Source organism: Enterobacter cloacae subsp. cloacae ATCC 13047 (assembly GCF_000025565.1).
Classification (GTDB): domain Bacteria; phylum Pseudomonadota; class Gammaproteobacteria; order Enterobacterales; family Enterobacteriaceae; genus Enterobacter; species Enterobacter cloacae.
This window is the reverse complement of the sequence record NC_014121.1, coordinates 5,162,516-5,180,012: the sequence shown is the minus strand read 5'-3', so window position 1 is coordinate 5,180,012 and position 17,497 is coordinate 5,162,516. Positions and strand designations below refer to the sequence as shown.

At 57.0% G+C, this 17,497-nt stretch carries 12 protein-coding genes; 7 read left to right on the top strand and 5 right to left on the bottom strand.

Features of this window, described 5'->3' with window-relative positions; all coding sequences use genetic code 11:
• The first annotated feature begins 80 nt into the window (after positions 1-80).
• From metB to katG, 4 genes are all read left to right on the top strand, one after another.
• Positions 81-1,241, top strand: coding sequence for a cystathionine gamma-synthase (gene metB / locus ECL_RS25135; RefSeq protein WP_013099309.1), 1,161 nt, complete (start codon positions 81-83; stop codon positions 1,239-1,241).
• A gap of 2 nt (positions 1,242-1,243) precedes the next feature.
• Positions 1,244-3,676, top strand: a complete 2,433-nt coding sequence (locus ECL_RS25130) for a bifunctional aspartate kinase/homoserine dehydrogenase II (protein WP_013099308.1) — start codon at positions 1,244-1,246, stop codon at positions 3,674-3,676.
• A gap of 225 nt (positions 3,677-3,901) precedes the next feature.
• Positions 3,902-4,789 (top strand): methylenetetrahydrofolate reductase, encoded by an 888-nt coding sequence (gene metF, locus ECL_RS25125; protein ID WP_013099307.1) that lies wholly within the window; start codon positions 3,902-3,904, stop codon positions 4,787-4,789.
• A 147-nt stretch (positions 4,790-4,936) separates the two neighbouring features.
• Positions 4,937-7,117: a catalase/peroxidase HPI gene (gene katG, locus ECL_RS25120; protein WP_013099306.1), complete on the top strand. Its 2,181-nt coding sequence runs from the start codon at positions 4,937-4,939 to the stop codon at positions 7,115-7,117.
• 39 nt (positions 7,118-7,156) lie between these two features.
• Here katG and gldA read toward each other — a convergent pair whose 3' ends face one another.
• The 5 genes from gldA to argE form a co-directional block, all read right to left on the bottom strand.
• Positions 7,157-8,260, bottom strand: coding sequence for a bifunctional L-1,2-propanediol dehydrogenase/glycerol dehydrogenase (gldA, locus tag ECL_RS25115; RefSeq protein WP_013099305.1), 1,104 nt, complete (start codon positions 8,258-8,260; stop codon positions 7,157-7,159).
• A gap of 12 nt (positions 8,261-8,272) precedes the next feature.
• Positions 8,273-8,935: a fructose-6-phosphate aldolase gene (gene fsa, locus ECL_RS25110; RefSeq protein WP_013099304.1), complete on the bottom strand. Its 663-nt coding sequence runs from the start codon at positions 8,933-8,935 to the stop codon at positions 8,273-8,275.
• A 128-nt stretch (positions 8,936-9,063) separates the two neighbouring features.
• Entirely contained in the window at positions 9,064-9,828 is a 765-nt protein-coding gene (locus ECL_RS25105; RefSeq protein WP_013099303.1) for a helix-turn-helix transcriptional regulator, read from the bottom strand.
• A 93-nt stretch (positions 9,829-9,921) separates the two neighbouring features.
• Positions 9,922-12,573, bottom strand: coding sequence for a phosphoenolpyruvate carboxylase (ppc, locus tag ECL_RS25100; RefSeq protein ID WP_013099302.1), 2,652 nt, complete (start codon positions 12,571-12,573; stop codon positions 9,922-9,924).
• Positions 12,574-12,844: 271 nt separating this feature from the next.
• Positions 12,845-13,996 (bottom strand): acetylornithine deacetylase, encoded by a 1,152-nt coding sequence (gene argE / locus ECL_RS25095; protein ID WP_013099301.1) that lies wholly within the window; start codon positions 13,994-13,996, stop codon positions 12,845-12,847.
• 88 nt (positions 13,997-14,084) lie between these two features.
• On the opposite strand from argE, the gene argC reads away from it, so the two are divergent.
• The 3 genes from argC (at position 14,085) to argH (ending at position 17,320) form a co-directional block, all read left to right on the top strand.
• The gene (gene argC, locus ECL_RS25090) at positions 14,085-15,089 is read left to right on the top strand and encodes an N-acetyl-gamma-glutamyl-phosphate reductase (protein ID WP_013099300.1); all 1,005 of its coding nucleotides are present in this window, start codon (positions 14,085-14,087) and stop codon (positions 15,087-15,089) included.
• A 6-nt stretch (positions 15,090-15,095) separates the two neighbouring features.
• Entirely contained in the window at positions 15,096-15,872 is a 777-nt protein-coding gene (gene argB, locus ECL_RS25085) for an acetylglutamate kinase (protein WP_020686923.1), read from the top strand.
• Between the two features lie 74 nt (positions 15,873-15,946).
• A complete protein-coding gene (gene argH / locus ECL_RS25080; RefSeq protein WP_013099298.1) occupies positions 15,947-17,320 on the top strand; it encodes an argininosuccinate lyase in 1,374 nt (457 codons plus the stop codon).
• Positions 17,321-17,497: the final 177 nt, after the last annotated feature.

Below are 17,497 nucleotides of genomic sequence, written 5' to 3'. Positions count from 1 at the left end.
TCCAGATGTATTGACGTCCATACTTTCAATGTTTACTCTGGTGCCTGACTTTTCACCTAATTAGCCAGGAAGCCTTCACCATGACGCGTAAACAGGCCACCATCGCAGTGCGTAGCGGATTGAATGATGACGAGCAGTACGGCTGTGTTGTCCCGCCGATTCATCTTTCCAGTACCTATAATTTCACCGGATTTAATGAACCCCGTGCGCATGACTACTCGCGTCGTGGCAACCCTACGCGTGATGTTACCCAGCGCGCACTGGCGGAACTGGAAGGTGGCGCAGGGGCAGTATTAACCAATACCGGCATGTCTGCCATTCATCTGGTGACTACCGTGTTCCTGAAGCCGGGCGATCTGCTGGTTGCGCCGCACGACTGTTACGGCGGCAGCTATCGTCTGTTTGATAGCCTGGCAAAACGCGGCTGTTACCGGGTACTGTTTGTCGATCAAAATGACGAACAGGCGCTGAAACAGGCGCTGGCAGAGAAGCCGAAGCTGGTGCTGGTGGAAAGTCCAAGCAATCCATTGTTGCGCGTTGTCGATATTGCGAAAATTTGTCAGCTCACAAGGGATGCGGGAGCGATAAGTGTAGTGGATAATACGTTCCTCAGTCCGGCCCTTCAGAACCCACTGGCGCTGGGTGCAGATCTGGTATTGCATTCATGCACTAAATATCTGAACGGTCATTCTGATGTCGTCGCAGGCGTGGTGATTGCAAAAGATCCCGACGTTGTCACCGAACTGGCATGGTGGGCCAATAACATTGGCGTCACCGCCGGGGCCTTCGACAGCTATCTGCTGTTACGCGGGATTCGCACGCTGTCGCCGCGTATGGAGGTGGCACAGCGCAATGCCCAGGCGATTGTCGATTTCCTGAAAACGCAGCCGCTGGTGAAGAAGCTTTATCACCCGTCGCTGCCTGAAAACCAGGGGCACGAGATTGCCGCGCGTCAGCAGAAAGGGTTTGGCGCGATGTTAAGTTTTGAACTGGACGGTGACGAGCAAACGCTGCGTCGCTTCCTGAGCGGGCTGTCATTGTTTACGCTGGCGGAATCGTTAGGTGGGGTTGAAAGTTTGATCTCCCACGCTGCGACCATGACGCACGCAGGTATGGCACCAGAGGCACGTGCCGCCGCCGGGATTTCTGAGACGCTGCTGCGGATCTCAACCGGTATTGAAGATTCTGAAGATTTAATTGCCGATCTGGAAAATGGCTTCCGGGTCGCAGCCAAGGGGTAATCATGAGTGTGATAGCGCAGGCAGGGGCGAAGGGTCGTCAACTGCACAAGTTTGGTGGTAGTAGTCTTGCTGATGTGAAGTGTTACCTGCGCGTTGCAGGGATCATGACAGAGTATTCACAGCCGGGTGACATGATGGTTGTCTCCGCGGCGGGCAGCACCACCAACCAGCTGATTAGCTGGCTGAAATTGAGCCAGACCGATCGCCTCTCTGCGCATCAGGTGCAACAGTCCTTACGCCGTTACCAGAGTGAGCTGATTGCCGGTTTGCTGCCTGCAGACGTGGCGGATGGGCTGATTAGCGCTTTTACGCATGACCTTGAGCGTCTGGCCGCCCTGCTGGACAGCGGTATTACCGATGCGGTGTACGCCGAAGTGGTGGGGCACGGTGAAGTGTGGTCTGCGCGCCTGATGGCCGCCGTGCTGCAACATCTGGGCGTTGAGGCTGCCTGGCTCGACGCGCGTGATTTCCTGCGTGCCGAACGCGCCGCACAGCCACAGGTGGACGAAGGTCTATCCTACCCGCTGCTGCAACAGTTGCTGGTACAGCATCCGGGTAAACGCATTGTGGTGACCGGCTTTATCAGCCGCAGCAATGCCGGGGAAACCGTGCTGTTGGGGCGTAACGGCTCTGACTACTCGGCGACGCAGATCGGTGCCCTGGCGGGCGTGTCCCGCGTCACCATCTGGAGTGACGTCGCCGGTGTTTACAGCGCTGATCCACGTAAGGTGAAAGACGCCTGCCTGCTGCCGCTGCTGCGCCTGGATGAAGCCAGCGAGCTGGCACGTCTGGCCGCGCCGGTTCTGCACGCGCGTACGCTGCAGCCGGTTTCCGGCAGCGATATCGATTTGCAGTTGCGCTGCAGTTACACCCCGGATCAGGGCTCCACGCGCATCGAACGCGTGCTGGCATCCGGTACGGGGGCGCGTATTGTCACCAGCCACGACGACATCTGCCTGATTGAGTTCCAGGTCCCGGCGGGCCAGGACTTCAAACTGGCGCATAAAGATATCGACACGATCCTCAAACGTGCTCAGGTGCGTCCGCTGGCGGTTGGCGTACATAACGACCGTCAACTGTTGCAGTTCTGCTACACCGCCGAAGTGGCGGACAGCGCGCTAAAAATTCTGGATGAAGCGGGCCTGCCGGGCGAGCTTCGTCTGCGTCAGGGGCTAGCGCTGGTGGCGATGGTGGGCGCGGGCGTCACCCGTAACCCACTGCACTGCCACCGCTTCTGGCAACAGCTGAAAGGGCAACCGGTTGAATTTACCTGGCAGTCGGAAGAGGGCATCAGCCTCGTTGCCGTCCTGCGTAAAGGACCAACTGAGAGCCTGATTCAGGGTCTGCATACCTCTCTGTTCCGTGCGGAAAAACGCATCGGCCTGGTGTTGTTCGGTAAAGGCAACATCGGTTCTCGCTGGCTGGAGCTGTTCGCGCGCGAGCAGGTCACGCTCTCAGCACGTACCGGCTTTGAATTTATCCTCGCCGGGGTGGTGGACAGCCGCCGCAGTCTGTTGAACTACGAGGGGCTGGATGCCAGCCGCGCGCTTGCCTTCTTTAATGATGAAGCGGTTGAACAAGACGAAGAGGCGCTGTTCCTGTGGATGCGCGCGCACCCGTATGACGATCTGGTGGTGCTGGACGTTACTGCCAGCGAACAGCTTGCCGATCAGTATCTTGATTTCGCCAGCCACGGTTTCCACGTCATCAGTGCGAATAAACTGGCGGGGGCAAGCAGCACCGATAAGTACCGTCAGATCCACGATGCGTTCGAAAAAACCGGTCGTCACTGGCTCTATAACGCCACCGTAGGCGCGGGTCTGCCGGTTAACCATACCGTGCGCGATCTGATTGAAAGCGGCGACAGCATTCTGGCGCTGAGCGGTATTTTCTCCGGTACGCTCTCCTGGCTGTTCCTGCAGTTTGATGGCACCGTACCGTTCACTGACCTGGTGGATCAGGCGTGGCAGCAGGGGCTAACCGAACCCGATCCCCGCGTCGATCTCTCCGGTAAAGATGTGATGCGTAAGCTGGTGATCCTGGCGCGTGAAGCCGGTTATGACATTGAACCCGGCGCTGTTCGCGTCGAGTCGCTGGTGCCGGCAGGCTGCGAGGAAGGATCCATTGACCACTTCTTTGAAAACGGTGATGAACTGAACGAGCAGATGCTGCAACGTCTGGAAGCCGCAAACGAGATGGGGCTGGTGCTGCGCTATGTGGCGCGTTTCGAGGCCAACGGTAAAGCGCGTGTGGGGGTTGAGGCGGTGCGTCGTGAACATCCGCTGGCGGCGATGCTGCCTTGCGATAACGTCTTTGCAATCGAAAGCCGCTGGTACCGCGATAACCCACTGGTGATCCGTGGCCCGGGTGCAGGGCGCGATGTCACCGCCGGGGCGATCCAGTCGGACATCAATCGTCTCGCTAAGTTGCTGTAATCCCGCATGTTCCCTCTCCCGGTGGGAGAGGGCCAGGGTGAGGGCAAGCAACCGCACTCACCCCATCATGAATTTCCTTCATCTTCCCTGAGCATTCCTCACCGTTATTGTTGATTATTTCTGTTGACGTCACTCCGCTTTTCCGTCATTTTTACATCTGGACGTCTAAACGTATAGAAGTTCACAACACAACAAACAACGACACGCGAAAGATAGAGGTAAGGTATGAGCTTTTTTCACGCCAACCAGCGGGAAGCCCTGAATCAGAGCCTGGCCGAAGTAAACGGCCAGATTAACGTCTCTTTTGAATTTTTCCCGCCGCGCACCAGTGAAATGGAGCAAACCCTCTGGAGCTCTATCGATCGCCTGAGCAGCCTGAAACCGAAATTTGTCTCCGTGACCTACGGCGCGAACTCCGGCGAGCGTGACCGTACGCACAGCATTATTAAAGGCATTAAAGACAGAACCGGTCTGGAAGCGGCGCCGCATCTGACCTGTATCGACGCCACCGGTGACGAGCTGCGTGCTATCGCCCAGGATTACTGGAATAACGGGATTCGTCATATCGTCGCCCTGCGCGGCGACCTGCCGCCGGGTAGCGGTAAGCCGGAAATGTATGCGGCGGATCTGGTCGCGCTGCTGAAAGACGTTGCCGATTTTGATATCTCCGTGGCGGCGTACCCGGAAGTGCATCCGGAAGCGAAAAGCGCTCAGGCCGACCTCCTTAACCTGAAGCGTAAAGTGGATGCCGGTGCGAACCGGGCCATTACTCAGTTCTTCTTTGATGTGGAAAGCTACCTGCGCTTCCGCGACCGCTGCGTTTCTGCGGGTATCGACGTGGAAATCATCCCGGGTATTCTGCCGGTCTCTAACTTCAAACAGGCGAAGAAATTTGCCGATATGACCAACGTACGCATTCCGCTGTGGATGTCCAAAATGTACGAAGGGCTGGACGATGATCCGGAAACGCGCAAGCTGGTGGGTGCCAATATCGCAATGGACATGGTGAAAATTTTAAGTCGGGAAGGGGTAAAAGATTTCCACTTCTACACGCTGAACCGCGCGGAAATGAGCTACGCCATTTGTCATACGCTCGGTGTTCGCCCGGCGTAATAAACATCAAGCCCTCCTGAATGGAGGGCTTTTTAGTCTGGCTAAAAGTTAAAAGGTATTAGCTATCGAATCTGTGGATTAATTCAACTATATCTTATTGCTAGTGGTGTATATCGTAACGGTAACACTGTAAAAGGGAGCATAGCGATGAGCACGTCAGACGAGAGCAATAAAGCGGCATCAGTCGGCAAATGCCCGTTCCACCAGGGCGGCGTCGATCACAGCGCGGGGGCAGGTACAGGCAGCCGCGACTGGTGGCCAAAACAACTCCGCATCGATCTTCTTAACCAACATTCCAATCGTTCGAACCCTCTGGGTGAAGACTTCGACTACCGCAAAGAATTTAGCAAGCTGGATTACTCCGCCCTCAAGTGCGATCTCAAAGCACTCTTAACCGACTCTCAACCGTGGTGGCCTGCCGACTGGGGCAGCTATGCGGGCCTGTTTATTCGCATGGCCTGGCACGGTGCGGGAACCTATCGCTCCGTTGACGGACGCGGCGGTGCCGGACGCGGTCAACAGCGCTTTGCGCCGCTGAACTCCTGGCCAGATAACGTCAGTCTGGATAAAGCTCGCCGTCTGCTGTGGCCGATCAAGCAAAAATATGGTCAAAAAATCTCCTGGGCCGACCTGTTTATTCTTGCGGGTAACGTGGCGCTGGAAAACTCCGGCTTCCGCACCTTTGGTTTTGGTGCCGGGCGTGAAGATGTCTGGGAACCGGATCTCGACGTTAACTGGGGGGATGAAAAAGCCTGGCTGACCCATCGTGACCCGGAAGCGCTGGCGAAACGTCCGCTGGCGGCCACTGAAATGGGGCTGATCTACGTTAACCCGGAAGGACCAAACGCCAGCGGTGAACCGCTGTCCGCGGCGGCAGCCATTCGCGCCACCTTCGGTAACATGGGAATGAACGACGAAGAGACCGTGGCGCTGATTGCCGGGGGGCATACGCTCGGTAAAACTCATGGTGCGGGTGAAGCAACGCACGTTGGCACAGACCCGGAAGCGTCTCCGATTGAAGCGCAGGGCCTGGGCTGGGCCAGCACGCACGGTACCGGTATTGGCGCTGACGCCATTACTTCCGGTCTGGAAGTCATCTGGTCACAAACCCCGACCCAGTGGAGCAATTACTTCTTCGAGAACCTGTTCAAATACGAATGGGTACAAACCCGTAGCCCGGCCGGTGCGATTCAGTTTGAAGCCGTGGACGCGCCTGAGATCATGCCAGACCCGTTCGACCCGTCGAAAAAACGCAAACCGACTATGCTGGTTACCGACCTGACGCTGCGTTTTGACCCGGAATTCGAAAAAATTTCCCGTCGCTTCCTGAACGATCCGCAGGCTTTCAACGAAGCCTTCGCCCGCGCGTGGTTCAAACTGACCCACCGCGATATGGGGCCAAAATCGCGTTATCTTGGCCCGGAAGTGCCGAAAGAAGATCTGATCTGGCAGGATCCGCTGCCGGAGGCAGTATTCAATCCGACCAAAGAGGACATTGAGAGCCTGAAGGCGGAAATTGCAGCATCCGGGCTCTCCGTGAGCGAACTGATTTCCGTGGCATGGGCGTCAGCCTCAACCTTCCGCGGCGGCGACAAGCGTGGCGGTGCCAACGGTGCGCGTCTGGCGCTTGCGCCTCAGCGCAACTGGGATGTTAACGCCGCAGCCGTACGTGCATTGCCTGCTCTGGAAGCTATTCAGCGCACCACCAATAAAGCCTCACTGGCCGATATTATCGTGCTCGCGGGTGTGGTAGGCGTTGAGCAGGCGGCGAAAGCGGCAGGCGTTTACGTCACCGTACCGTTCACGCCGGGCCGTGTGGATGCACGTCAGGATCAGACGGATATCGATATGTTTAACCTGCTTGAACCGATTGCTGACGGTTTCCGTAACTATCGTGCGCAGGTTGATGTCTCCACCACCGAATCGCTGCTGATTGATAAAGCCCAGCAGTTGACGTTAACCGCACCAGAAATGACGGTGCTGATCGGCGGCCTGCGCGTACTGGGTGCAAATTTCGACGGCAGTAAAAATGGTGTGTTCACCAACCGCGAAGGTGTGCTGAGCAATGACTTCTTCGTGAACCTGCTGGATATGAACACCCAGTGGAAGGCGACCGATGAATCGAACGAGCTGTTTGCCGGAAGCGATCGCACCAGCGGTGAAGTGAAATACACTGCCACTCGCGCTGACCTGGTCTTCGGCTCTAACGCTGTCCTTCGCGCGCTGGCAGAGGTGTACGCCAGCAGTGATGCTCACGAGAAGTTCGTTCGCGACTTCGTTGCAGCGTGGGCGAAGGTGATGGATCTGGACCGTTTTGACGTGAAATAATCATTGAGCCGGGTACGCGTAGCGCACCCGGCTTTTTTATTACTCCCACTCCTGCAGGAAACGCTGTCCATACTGGTCGGCAACCAGCAGTGCCGCGTAAACCTGATCCGGCGACACGCCACCCGGCATGTTGTGAATGGTCTCTCCCTCAGCGCAAGACGCTTCGGCAATCAGGCGCATTTTGGCCGGAATGTCTTCTTTGATATTCAGCTGCGCCAGCGTGATCGGCAATCCAACGCTGTGGCAAAGCGCCGCGACGGTTTCGATCTCCTCAACCGGCGCGTTTTCCAGCACCAGTTGCGTCAGCGTACCAAACGCCACTTTTTCACCGTGGTAGAAGTGATGCGCATCCGGCACTGCCGTCATCCCGTTGTGAATGGCATGCGCTGCCGCCAGCCCGCCGCTTTCAAACCCTACGCCGCTCAGATAGGTATTGGCTTCGATAATGCGTTCCAGCGCCGGGGTTACTACGTGCTGCTCGGCGGCCAGCATCGCTTTCTCGCCCTCTTCAATCAGCGTGTTGTAGCACAGCTCGGCAAGCGCTAACGCGGCCTGCGTGCACTTGCCGCCCGCCATGGTGGTCGCGCCGCTGCGCGAGCAGGCGCGTGCTTCAAACCAGGTGGCAAGGGCATCACCAATCCCGGCGGCCAGCAGACGCGGCGGCGCACCAGCCACCACTTTGGTGTCGACAATCACCATATTGGGGTTATGCGGCAGCATCAGATAGCGTTCGAATTCGCCGCTGTCGGTGTAAATCACAGAAAGGGCGCTGCACGGGGCATCGGTGGAGGCGATAGTCGGGGCGATAGCGACCGGCACGTCCATAAAATGTGCCAGCGCTTTGGCGGTATCCAGCGTTTTACCGCCACCAATGCCCAGCACCGCCATGCAGTCCGCACTGTCGGCCAGTTTTTTCAGACGATCGATCTCATTTTGCGAACATTCGCCGCCAAACGGCGCGATTTCTGCATGTAGCTCTGCATTTTTAAAACTCTGGCGCAGGGTCTCTTCGGCAAAACCCAGCACAAATTTATCGCCAACAACCAGCCAGCGTGTAGCCAGAGGTTTCAGATAGTCGCCGAGACGGGTGAGAACATCAGCGCCCTGGATATATTTCCCCGGCGATTGAATGATACGGTCCATAACATATCTCCCTTAGAGGTTGAGGTTACCAAACGCGTTTTTCCAGTCCTGCTCGAACTTCTCTATTGCTGACTCTACCGCCGGCGTGCCGAGCATTTGTTGCGCTATATCTAAGGGAAGCGTGATTGCTTCACATCCGGCGAGCAGGCAGTCCAGCGCCTGGCGTGGGGTTTTGAAGCTGGCTGCCAGCACCTTGCTCTCCGGTGCATGCTGTTCCAGCAGGGATTGCAGCTCCTGAACCATGCGAATACCGTCCCCGCCCTGGGCATCCACGCGGTTTACGTATGGCGCGACATATTTTGCCCCGGCCAGCGCGGCCAGCAGGCCTTGCGCGGCGCTGTACACGGCGGTACCCAGCGTAGTGATGCCCGCTGTTTTTAGCGCCTTAATGGCGATAAGCCCCTGGGCTGTGACCGGGATTTTCACCACGATATCCGGGATAGCATTGCTCAGGCGTTTGGCTTCGGCCACCATGCCTTCTGCGTCGCGGCTCATTGTCTGGGCGAACAGCCTGCCTTTCGGACCAATGGCGCTTTGCAGGCGCGGCAGCACCTCCCAGATTGACTCACGGCTGGCGGCAATGATGCTCGGATTGGTGGTGACGCCTGCAAGGGGGAAAACGCGCGCAAGGCGTTCTACTTCTGCCACGTTGGCGGTATCGAGATACAGTTCCATTATTTTTCCTTAAGTCAGAAAGATTGATTTAAGGATAAGGCGGGGCGGCAGGCGGGATATACAGGTCAATTTTGCCAAATACTGGACAAATGTAATGTGCTTAGCGATGTGCGATGCCGATCACAGTGCTATTTTTTGGCGGTTAACTGGCTGTGATACTGGCGGCGATATTCGGAAGGAGAACGTTCGGTGTGTTTGCGAAACAGGCGGCAGAAGTAGTTGCTGTCCATAAAACCGCATCGTGCGGCGATATCCTTGATTTTGAGATCGTAGCCTTTAAGCAACTGTCGGGCATGTTCAAGTCGGGTTTGGGTCAGGTATTCATTGAATCCGACACTGCCAACTTTCTGAAAGAGATGGGAAAGATAGTTTGGGGAGATGTAGAACGCCTGCGCCACCGATTCACGCGTTAACAAAGAGACGTGATGTTCGTCGATATAGCTACGAATCGCTTCGAAGAGCGCGCGGCTGCGGTTGGCGGTGCGAATGTCGCTGCCAAAAAGATCCCGGCAGTGGCTGAGCAGACTCAGTACCACCAGCCTCGCGGTGTCTTGTTCATCCGGTTGCATCTGTAATTCGGCTAGTGTCTGGAGGAGAAACGCACCGGTTCGCGGGCCACGCCGGGCGACCTGGACCTGCTGCGCAGGCACGTTCTCACGCTGTAACTCAATGGCCATTTGCTGCTTACCGAAGTTGATTCTTAGGAAGTTAGCCGGGTGATGAGTCATGTGCCCGGATGAGGAAAATATCGCCTCACAGGAATTATTCAGGGTAATAACGAGGCAGGGCGCTGTTCGGGGGGACTGCTCAGCCCTGGCTGAGAAATGGATCTGACCCAGCGATAACGTGCGGTTAACCAGCTCTGTCAAAATTCGGGTGATATCGGAATGCATCAGGAGACTACCGAAATGTGCCGGGTGGCGCTAACGCTTACCCGGCCTACCTGTCGTAGGCCCGGCAAGCGAAGCGCCGCCGGGCAGTGAGCATTAGCCGGTGTTACGCATACCCGCTGCAACGCCCGCAATCGTCACCATCAGCGCTTGTTCAACGCGTGGATCCGGATCTTTACCTTCCTCTTCCGCCAGACGCGAACGGTGCAGCAGCTCCGCCTGCAGGACGTTCAGTGGGTCGGTATAGATGTTACGCAGCTGGATAGACTCGGCAATCCACGGCAGATCGGCCATCAGATGGGAGTCGTTGGCGATATCCAGCACCACTTTGATGTCGCCTTCCAGCAGTTCGCGCAGCTCTTTACCCAGCGCCCACAGCTCTGGTTTCACCAGGCGCTGATCGTAGTATTCCGCCAGCCACAGGTCAGCTTTCGAGAAGACCATCTCCAGCATACCCAGACGGGTAGAGAAGAATGGCCAGTCGCGGCACATGGTTTCCAGTTCGTTCTGTTTGCCATCTTCAACCACCTTCTGCAGCGCCGCACCGGCACCCAGCCAGGCTGGCAGCATCAGACGGTTCTGCGTCCAGGCGAAGATCCACGGGATTGCACGCAGAGACTCCACGCCGCCGGTCGGACGACGCTTGGCCGGACGTGAACCCAGCGGCAGTTTGCCCAGCTCCTGCTCTGGCGTAGCAGAGCGGAAGTAAGGTACGAAGTCTTTGTTTTCACGCACGTAGCCGCGGTACAGGTCGCATGAGATGTCAGACAGCTCATCCATAATGCGGCACCAGGATTCTTTCGGCTCCGGCGGTGGCAGCAGGTTTGCTTCGAGAATCGCACTGGTATAGAGCGACAGGCTGCTGATGGTCACTTCCGGCAGGCCGTATTTGAAGCGGATCATCTCGCCCTGTTCGGTCACGCGCAGCCCGCCTTTCAGGCTTCCTGGCGGCTGAGAGAGCAGCGCCGCGTGCGCAGGCGCACCGCCACGGCCAATGGAACCACCGCGACCGTGGAATAGCGTCAGCTCAATACCGGCTTTCTCGCAGGTTTTGATCAGCGCGTCCTGCGCCTGATACTGCGCCCAGGATGCCGCCATCACGCCCGCATCTTTTGCGGAGTCGGAATAGCCGATCATCACCATCTGTTTGCCCTGAATAAAGCCGCGATACCAGTCGATGTTCAGCAGCTGGGTCATTACATCATTGGCGTTGTTCAGGTCGTCGAGGGTTTCAAACAGCGGGGCGACCGGCAGGGCATAGTCGATACCGGCTTCTTTCAGCAGCAGGTGAACGGCCAGCACGTCGGACGGGGTTTTCGCCATCGAGATTACATAGGCGGCGACCGATCCTTTTGGCGCATCCACGATCGCTTTACAGGTGTTGAGCACTTCGCGGGTTTCGTTGCTTGGCTCCCAGTTGCGCGGCAGCAGAGGACGCTTGGAGTTCAGCTCGCGGATCAGGAAGGCCTGTTTGTCGGCTTCAGACCAGCTTTCGTAGTCGCCAATGCCAAGATAACGGGTCAGTTCGCCCAGCGCTTCGGTATGGCGGGTGCTCTCCTGACGCACGTCGATACGCACCAGCGGCACGCCAAAACACTTCACGCGGCGCAGGGTGTCGAGCAGTTCGCCATTGGCGATGATGCCCATCCCGCAGGCCTGTAGTGATTTATAGCAGGCGTATAGCGGTTCCCAGAGCTGTTCGTTCTGGCTCAGCAGACCTTCCGGCTTCGGCAGGCGCTGGCCTTTCAGGCGTGCTTCCAGCCAGGCCTGGGTCGCCATCAGCTGGCTACGCAGTTTTTTCATCAGGAAACGATACGGCTCGCTGGCACCTTCTTCACCGGCCAGCGCGCGCAGTTCTGGCGTTGCTTCCACCATCGACAGCTCGGAGATCAGCACCTGAATGTCTTTCAGGAACAGATCGGTGGCTTTCCAGCGGCTCAGCAGCAGCACGTGGCGGGTGATTTCCGCCGTCACGTTCGGGTTACCGTCGCGGTCACCGCCCATCCAGGAGGTAAAGCGTACCGGGACAAAATCTACTGGCAGGCGGTAGCCCAGGTTTGCTTCCAGCTGTTCGTTCAGCTCACGCAGGTAGTTCGGCACCCCTTCCCACAGGCTGTTTTCCACCACCGCAAAGCCCCATTTGGCCTCGTCTACCGGGCTTGGGCGATGCTTACGAATTTCATCGGTGTGCCAGGACTGCGCAATCAGCTGGCGCAGACGGCGCATCAGCTGGTTACGTTCGTAGTCGGCAATGTCTTTGTTATCCAACTGCTTCAGACAGTTGTTCACTTCAACCATTTTGTGGATCAGGGTACGACGGGTGATTTCGGTTGGGTGGGCGGTCAGCACCAGCTCCAGCGAAAGGGACTCCACCGCTTTTTTAATGGTGGCTTCGTTGAGGTTTGGCTGGTCTTTGAGTTTACGAAGCGTACGGGCAATGACTTCCGGGTTGCTGGCAGCTTCGCCGTTTGGCGAAATGCTATGGTATTGCTCAGCCGTGTTTGCCAGGTTCAGGAACTGGCTGAATGCGCGTGCAACGGGCAGCAGCTCATCGTTAGAGAGGTTCTGCAAGGTAGTGAGCAGCTCCTGACGACTCGCTTCGTTACCGGCACGGGAAGATTTAGACAGCTTGCGGATGGTTTCAACGCGGTCGAGGATGTTTTCCCCCAACGCATCTTTGATGGTATCTCCAAGCACTTTGCCGAGCATACTGACATTACTACGCAACGCGGAATATTGTTCGTTCATAAAAACCCAGTCACCCCATCATTTTTGTTTATGCCCATGCGAAAATCTTCTGGACATTATTTTGTCATCTCCCTTTATAAAGCCACGTAAAACCCCCGTCGTCAATTGCTGCGAAAACGGTTCAGCAAACGAATAAATGCGGGCAATTTACGAAATTTAATTCGCATTGCGTCAGATAAGAGATGCTTATGGGAATGTGACGGAGATCGCGGGATTTGTTGCCCTCACCCTAACCCTCTCCCACCGGGAGAGGGGACTAATCGGTGCGGTTTTAATGCCAGCAGAAGTGATGCACGACCTGGGTAATCAGTTCGCGGGTGGGCTTGATGAAGCGGGTTTCCAGGTATTCATCCGGCTGGTGCGCCTGGTTGATGGAGCCTGGGCCAAGTACCAGCGTGGGGCACAGCGTCTGAATAAACGGCGCTTCGGTGCAGTAGTTCACCACGTCGGTTTTCTCGCCGAGCAGTTTTTCCACCACTTCAACCAGCTGATGATCCGGTGGACATTCATAACCCGGGATCGGTGGATGCAGTTCAGACACCGTCAGGCGGCCAGGCCAGCGTTCACTCACCGGGGCCAGCGCTTCGGTCAGCAAGCCGTCGAGATCGCTCAGCGTCATGCCCGGCAGCGGACGGATATCCATGTGCAGCTCACAGCAGGCGCAGATACGGTTAGAGGCATCGCCACCGTGCAGGCTCCCGAGGTTCAGCGTTGGATACGGCACGGTGAAGGCGTCGTAGTGATACCGCTCTTTCAGTTCGTCGCGCAGAGTCATGATGCGGCCGATGGCGTCGTGCATCAGTTCAATGGCGTTCACGCCACGCGCCGGATCGCTGGAGTGGCCAGACTGGCCCATCACGCGCACTGCCGTGGAAATATGGCCTTTATGAGCACGGATCGGTTGTAATGACGTTGGCTCACCGATGATGGCGCAATCCGGGCGAATCGATGTGTTTTCTGAGAAGTAACGCGCCCCCGCCATGCTGGTCTCTTCATCGGCGGTCGCCAGTATGTAGAGCGGCTTTTTCAGTTTTGTCACGTCCACGTCACGCAGCGCGTCAAGGATAAAGGCGAAGAAGCCTTTCATGTCGGCGGTGCCAAGGCCGTAAAGCTTGTTGTCATGCTCGGTCAGGGTAAACGGGTCGCGGGTCCAGCGGCCATCGTCAAACGGCACCGTGTCGGTATGACCGGCCAGCAGCAGTCCGCCTGCGCCGTGTCCGGTGCTGGCGAGCAGGTTAAATTTATGGCGTGTTCCAGGTACGGGCTGAACCTCAACGTTAAAGCCAAGATCGCTAAACCAACCCGCCAGCAGATTGATTAAAGACTCATTGCTCTGATCCAGCGCTTCTTCGGTCGCGCTGATGGAGGGTGTGGCAATCAGGGCGCGGTAAATCTCGATAAATGGCGGTAAGTTCATTTTCATTGTTGACACACCTTAGGTCGTGATAGTATCAATATTCATGCAATAAATGTGAATAAAAATACATTAACGTTGAGCATAAAGGAACCCGATGTTGAATACGCTGATTGTAGGCGCTAGCGGTTATGCGGGCGCAGAGCTTGTAAGCTACGTGAATCGCCATCCACATATGACCATAACCGCTTTGACCGTGTCAGCGCAAAGCAATGATGCAGGAAAGTTAATTTCCGATTTGCATCCGTGGCTTTTGGGCATTGTCGATTTGCCACTGCAGCCAATGTCTGACATCAGCGAGTTCACTGACGGCGTCGACGTGGTGTTTTTGGCCACCGCGCACGAGGTCAGTCACGACCTGGCGCCGCAATTCCTGGCGGCCGGTTGCGTGGTGTTCGACCTCTCCGGCGCGTTCCGTGTTAACGACGGCGCGTTCTATGAAAAATATTATGGCTTTACCCATCAGCACCCGGACCTGCTTGCAAAAGCCGTGTATGGGCTGGCGGAGTGGAGCGCAGACAAGCTGAAAGAAGCGGATCTGATTGCCGTGCCGGGCTGCTACCCGACGGCCGCACAGCTTTCTCTGAAGCCGCTGATCGACGCAGGCCTGCTGGATCTGAACCAGTGGCCGGTGATCAACGCCACCAGTGGTGTCAGCGGTGCCGGACGCAAGGCTGCTATTTCTAACAGCTTCTGTGAAGTCAGCCTGCAGCCGTATGGCGTGTTTAATCACCGCCATCATCCGGAAATCACCACCCATCTGGGGGCCAATGTCATCTTTACACCGCACCTGGGCAGCTTCCCGCGTGGGATCCTCGAAACCATTACCTGCCGCCTGAAACCGGGCGTGACCAAAGACCAGGTGAGCGAGGCCTTTACTCAGGCGTATGCGGATAAACCGTTGGTGCGTCTCTACGACAAAGGCGTGCCCGCGCTGAAAAACGTGGTTGGCCTGCCGTTCTGCGACATCGGCTATGCCGTGCAGGGCGAGCATCTGATCGTGGTGGCAGCAGAAGATAACTTACTCAAAGGCGCTGCCGCTCAGGCAATGCAGTGTGCAAATATTCGTTTCGGTTTCCCGGAAACGCAGGCTCTTATTTAAGGTGTGATGATGAACCCATTAATTATCAAACTCGGTGGTGTACTGCTGGACAGCGAAGAAGCGCTGGAGCGTCTGTTTACCGCGCTGGTTAACTATCGCGAATCACACCAGCGTCCGCTGGTGATTGTGCACGGCGGCGGCTGCGTAGTGGATGAGCTGATGAAAGGGCTCAACCTGCCGGTGAAAAAGAAAAACGGCCTGCGCGTGACGCCTGCCGACCAGATTGACATCATCACCGGTGCGCTGGCAGGTACGGCGAATAAGACTCTGTTGTCCTGGGCGAAGAAACACCACATTGCCTCCGTTGGCCTCTATCTGGGCGACGGTGACAGCGTAAAAGTGACCCAGCTCGATGAAGAACTCGGCCACGTTGGACTGGCGCAGCCAGGTTCGCCTAAGCTGATTAACACGCTGCTGGAAGGCGGTTTCCTGCCGGTGGTGAGCTCTATCGGGGTGACCGAAGAGGGTGAGCTGATGAACGTGAATGCGGACCAGGCGGCGACGGCACTGGCGGCAACGCTGGGCGCGGACCTGATCCTGCTCTCCGATGTGAGCGGTATTCTGGACGGCAAAGGCCAGCGCATTGCGGAAATGACCGCGGCAAAAGCCGAACAGCTGATCGCCCAGGGCATTATTACCGACGGGATGATCGTCAAAGTGAATGCCGCGCTGGATGCCGCCCGTACGCTCGGTCGACCGGTGGATATCGCCTCCTGGCGTCACGCGGAGCAGCTTCCGGCGCTGTTTAACGGCACGCCAATTGGCACGCGTATTTTAGCGTAAGTTATTAATGAATGACCGTAGGCCGGGTAAGCGCAGCGCCACCCGGCGGAACTAACGAATAAAGGAACGATGTTATGGCACTTTGGGGTGGGCGTTTTACACAGGCAGCGGATCAACGGTTCAAACAGTTCAACGACTCTTTGCGCTTCGACTACCGCCTGGCCGAACAGGATATCGTCGGCTCTGTGGCCTGGTCCAAAGCGCTGGTGACGGTGGGCGTGCTGACCGCAGAGGAGCAGCAGCAGCTGGAAGAGGCGCTCAATAATCTGCTGGAAGAAGTGCGTCTGGATCCGCAGCAAATTCTGCAAAGCGATGCCGAAGATATTCACAGCTGGGTAGAAGGCAAACTGATCGACAAAGTTGGCCAGCTGGGTAAAAAGCTACACACCGGCCGTAGCCGTAACGACCAGGTCGCTACCGATCTGAAGCTGTGGTGTAAAGATACCGTCGCGGAGCTGCTGGCGGCTAACCGTCAGCTGCGGAGCGCGCTGGTGGAAACGGCACAGAACAACCAGGACGCGGTGATGCCGGGTTATACCCATTTGCAGCGCGCGCAGCCGGTGACCTTTGCGCACTGGTGTCTGGCCTATGTCGAGATGCTGGCGCGTGACGAAAGCCGCCTGCAGGATACCCTGAAGCGCCTGGACGTCAGCCCGCTGGGCAGCGGTGCGCTGGCGGGTACGGCATATGAAATTGACCGCGAGCAGCTGGCAGGCTGGCTGGGCTTTGCGTCTGCCACCCGTAACAGTCTGGACAGCGTCTCTGACCGTGACCACGTGCTGGAACTGCTGTCGAATGCTTCTATCGGAATGGTCCACCTGTCACGCTTTGCCGAAGACCTGATCTTCTTTAACTCTGGCGAAGCCGGATTTGTGGAGTTGTCTGACCGTGTGACGTCCGGCTCTTCCCTGATGCCGCAGAAGAAAAACCCGGATGCGCTGGAGCTGATCCGCGGGAAGTGTGGCCGCGTACAGGGCGCACTGACCGGCATGATGATGACCCTGAAAGGGCTGCCGCTGGCGTACAACAAAGATATGCAGGAAGACAAAGAAGGGCTGTTCGACGCGCTCGACACCTGGCTGGACTGCCTGCATATGGGCGCGCTGGTGCTGGACGGCATTCAGGTGAAACGTTCTCGTTGCCAGGAAGCGGCGCAGCAGGGTTATGCAAACGCGACCGAACTGGCGGATTACCTGGTGGCGAAAGGCGTACCGTTCCGTGAAGCGCACCACATTGTGGGCGAAGCGGTAGTGGAAGCGATTCGTCAGGGGAAACCGCTGGAAGAGCTGGCGCTTGCCGACCTGCAGAAATTCAGTGCGGTTATCGGGGAGGATGTGTACCCGATTCTGTCGTTGCAGTCATGCCTGGATAAGCGTGCGGCGAAAGGCGGTGTGTCGCCGAAGCAGGTGGCGCAGGCGATTGCGGACGCGAAAAACCGGTTGGTTTGATTTGTGCGGGCTGGTGCCCTCACCCCGGCCCTCTCCCACAGGGAGAGGGAGCAAACCCTAAAAATGGCAACTTCGGTTGCCATTTTGCTTTTACCCCCGGGCTTTTTTACGCAAAAAAAAGCGGACCACGGGGTCCGCAAAAGTTCACGTTGGCTTTAGTTGTTCGAGTTTTGAGAG

Coding starts and splice junctions, on each gene's coding strand:
- fsa (WP_013099304.1), bottom strand. CDS start 8,935: ATGGAACTGTATCTCGATACCGCCAACGTGGCAGAAGTAGAACGCCTT.
- argE (WP_013099301.1), bottom strand. CDS start 13,996: ATGAAAATGAACTTACCGCCATTTATCGAGATTTACCGCGCCCTGATT.
- katG (WP_013099306.1), top strand. CDS start 4,937: ATGAGCACGTCAGACGAGAGCAATAAAGCGGCATCAGTCGGCAAATGC.
- metB (WP_013099309.1), top strand. CDS start 81: ATGACGCGTAAACAGGCCACCATCGCAGTGCGTAGCGGATTGAATGAT.
- ppc (WP_013099302.1), bottom strand. CDS start 12,573: ATGAACGAACAATATTCCGCGTTGCGTAGTAATGTCAGTATGCTCGGC.
- argB (WP_020686923.1), top strand. CDS start 15,096: ATGATGAACCCATTAATTATCAAACTCGGTGGTGTACTGCTGGACAGC.
- ECL_RS25130 (WP_013099308.1), top strand. CDS start 1,244: ATGAGTGTGATAGCGCAGGCAGGGGCGAAGGGTCGTCAACTGCACAAG.
- argC (WP_013099300.1), top strand. CDS start 14,085: ATGTTGAATACGCTGATTGTAGGCGCTAGCGGTTATGCGGGCGCAGAG.
- ECL_RS25105 (WP_013099303.1), bottom strand. CDS start 9,828: ATGCATTCCGATATCACCCGAATTTTGACAGAGCTGGTTAACCGCACG.
- argH (WP_013099298.1), top strand. CDS start 15,947: ATGGCACTTTGGGGTGGGCGTTTTACACAGGCAGCGGATCAACGGTTC.
- gldA (WP_013099305.1), bottom strand. CDS start 8,260: ATGGACCGTATCATTCAATCGCCGGGGAAATATATCCAGGGCGCTGAT.
- metF (WP_013099307.1), top strand. CDS start 3,902: ATGAGCTTTTTTCACGCCAACCAGCGGGAAGCCCTGAATCAGAGCCTG.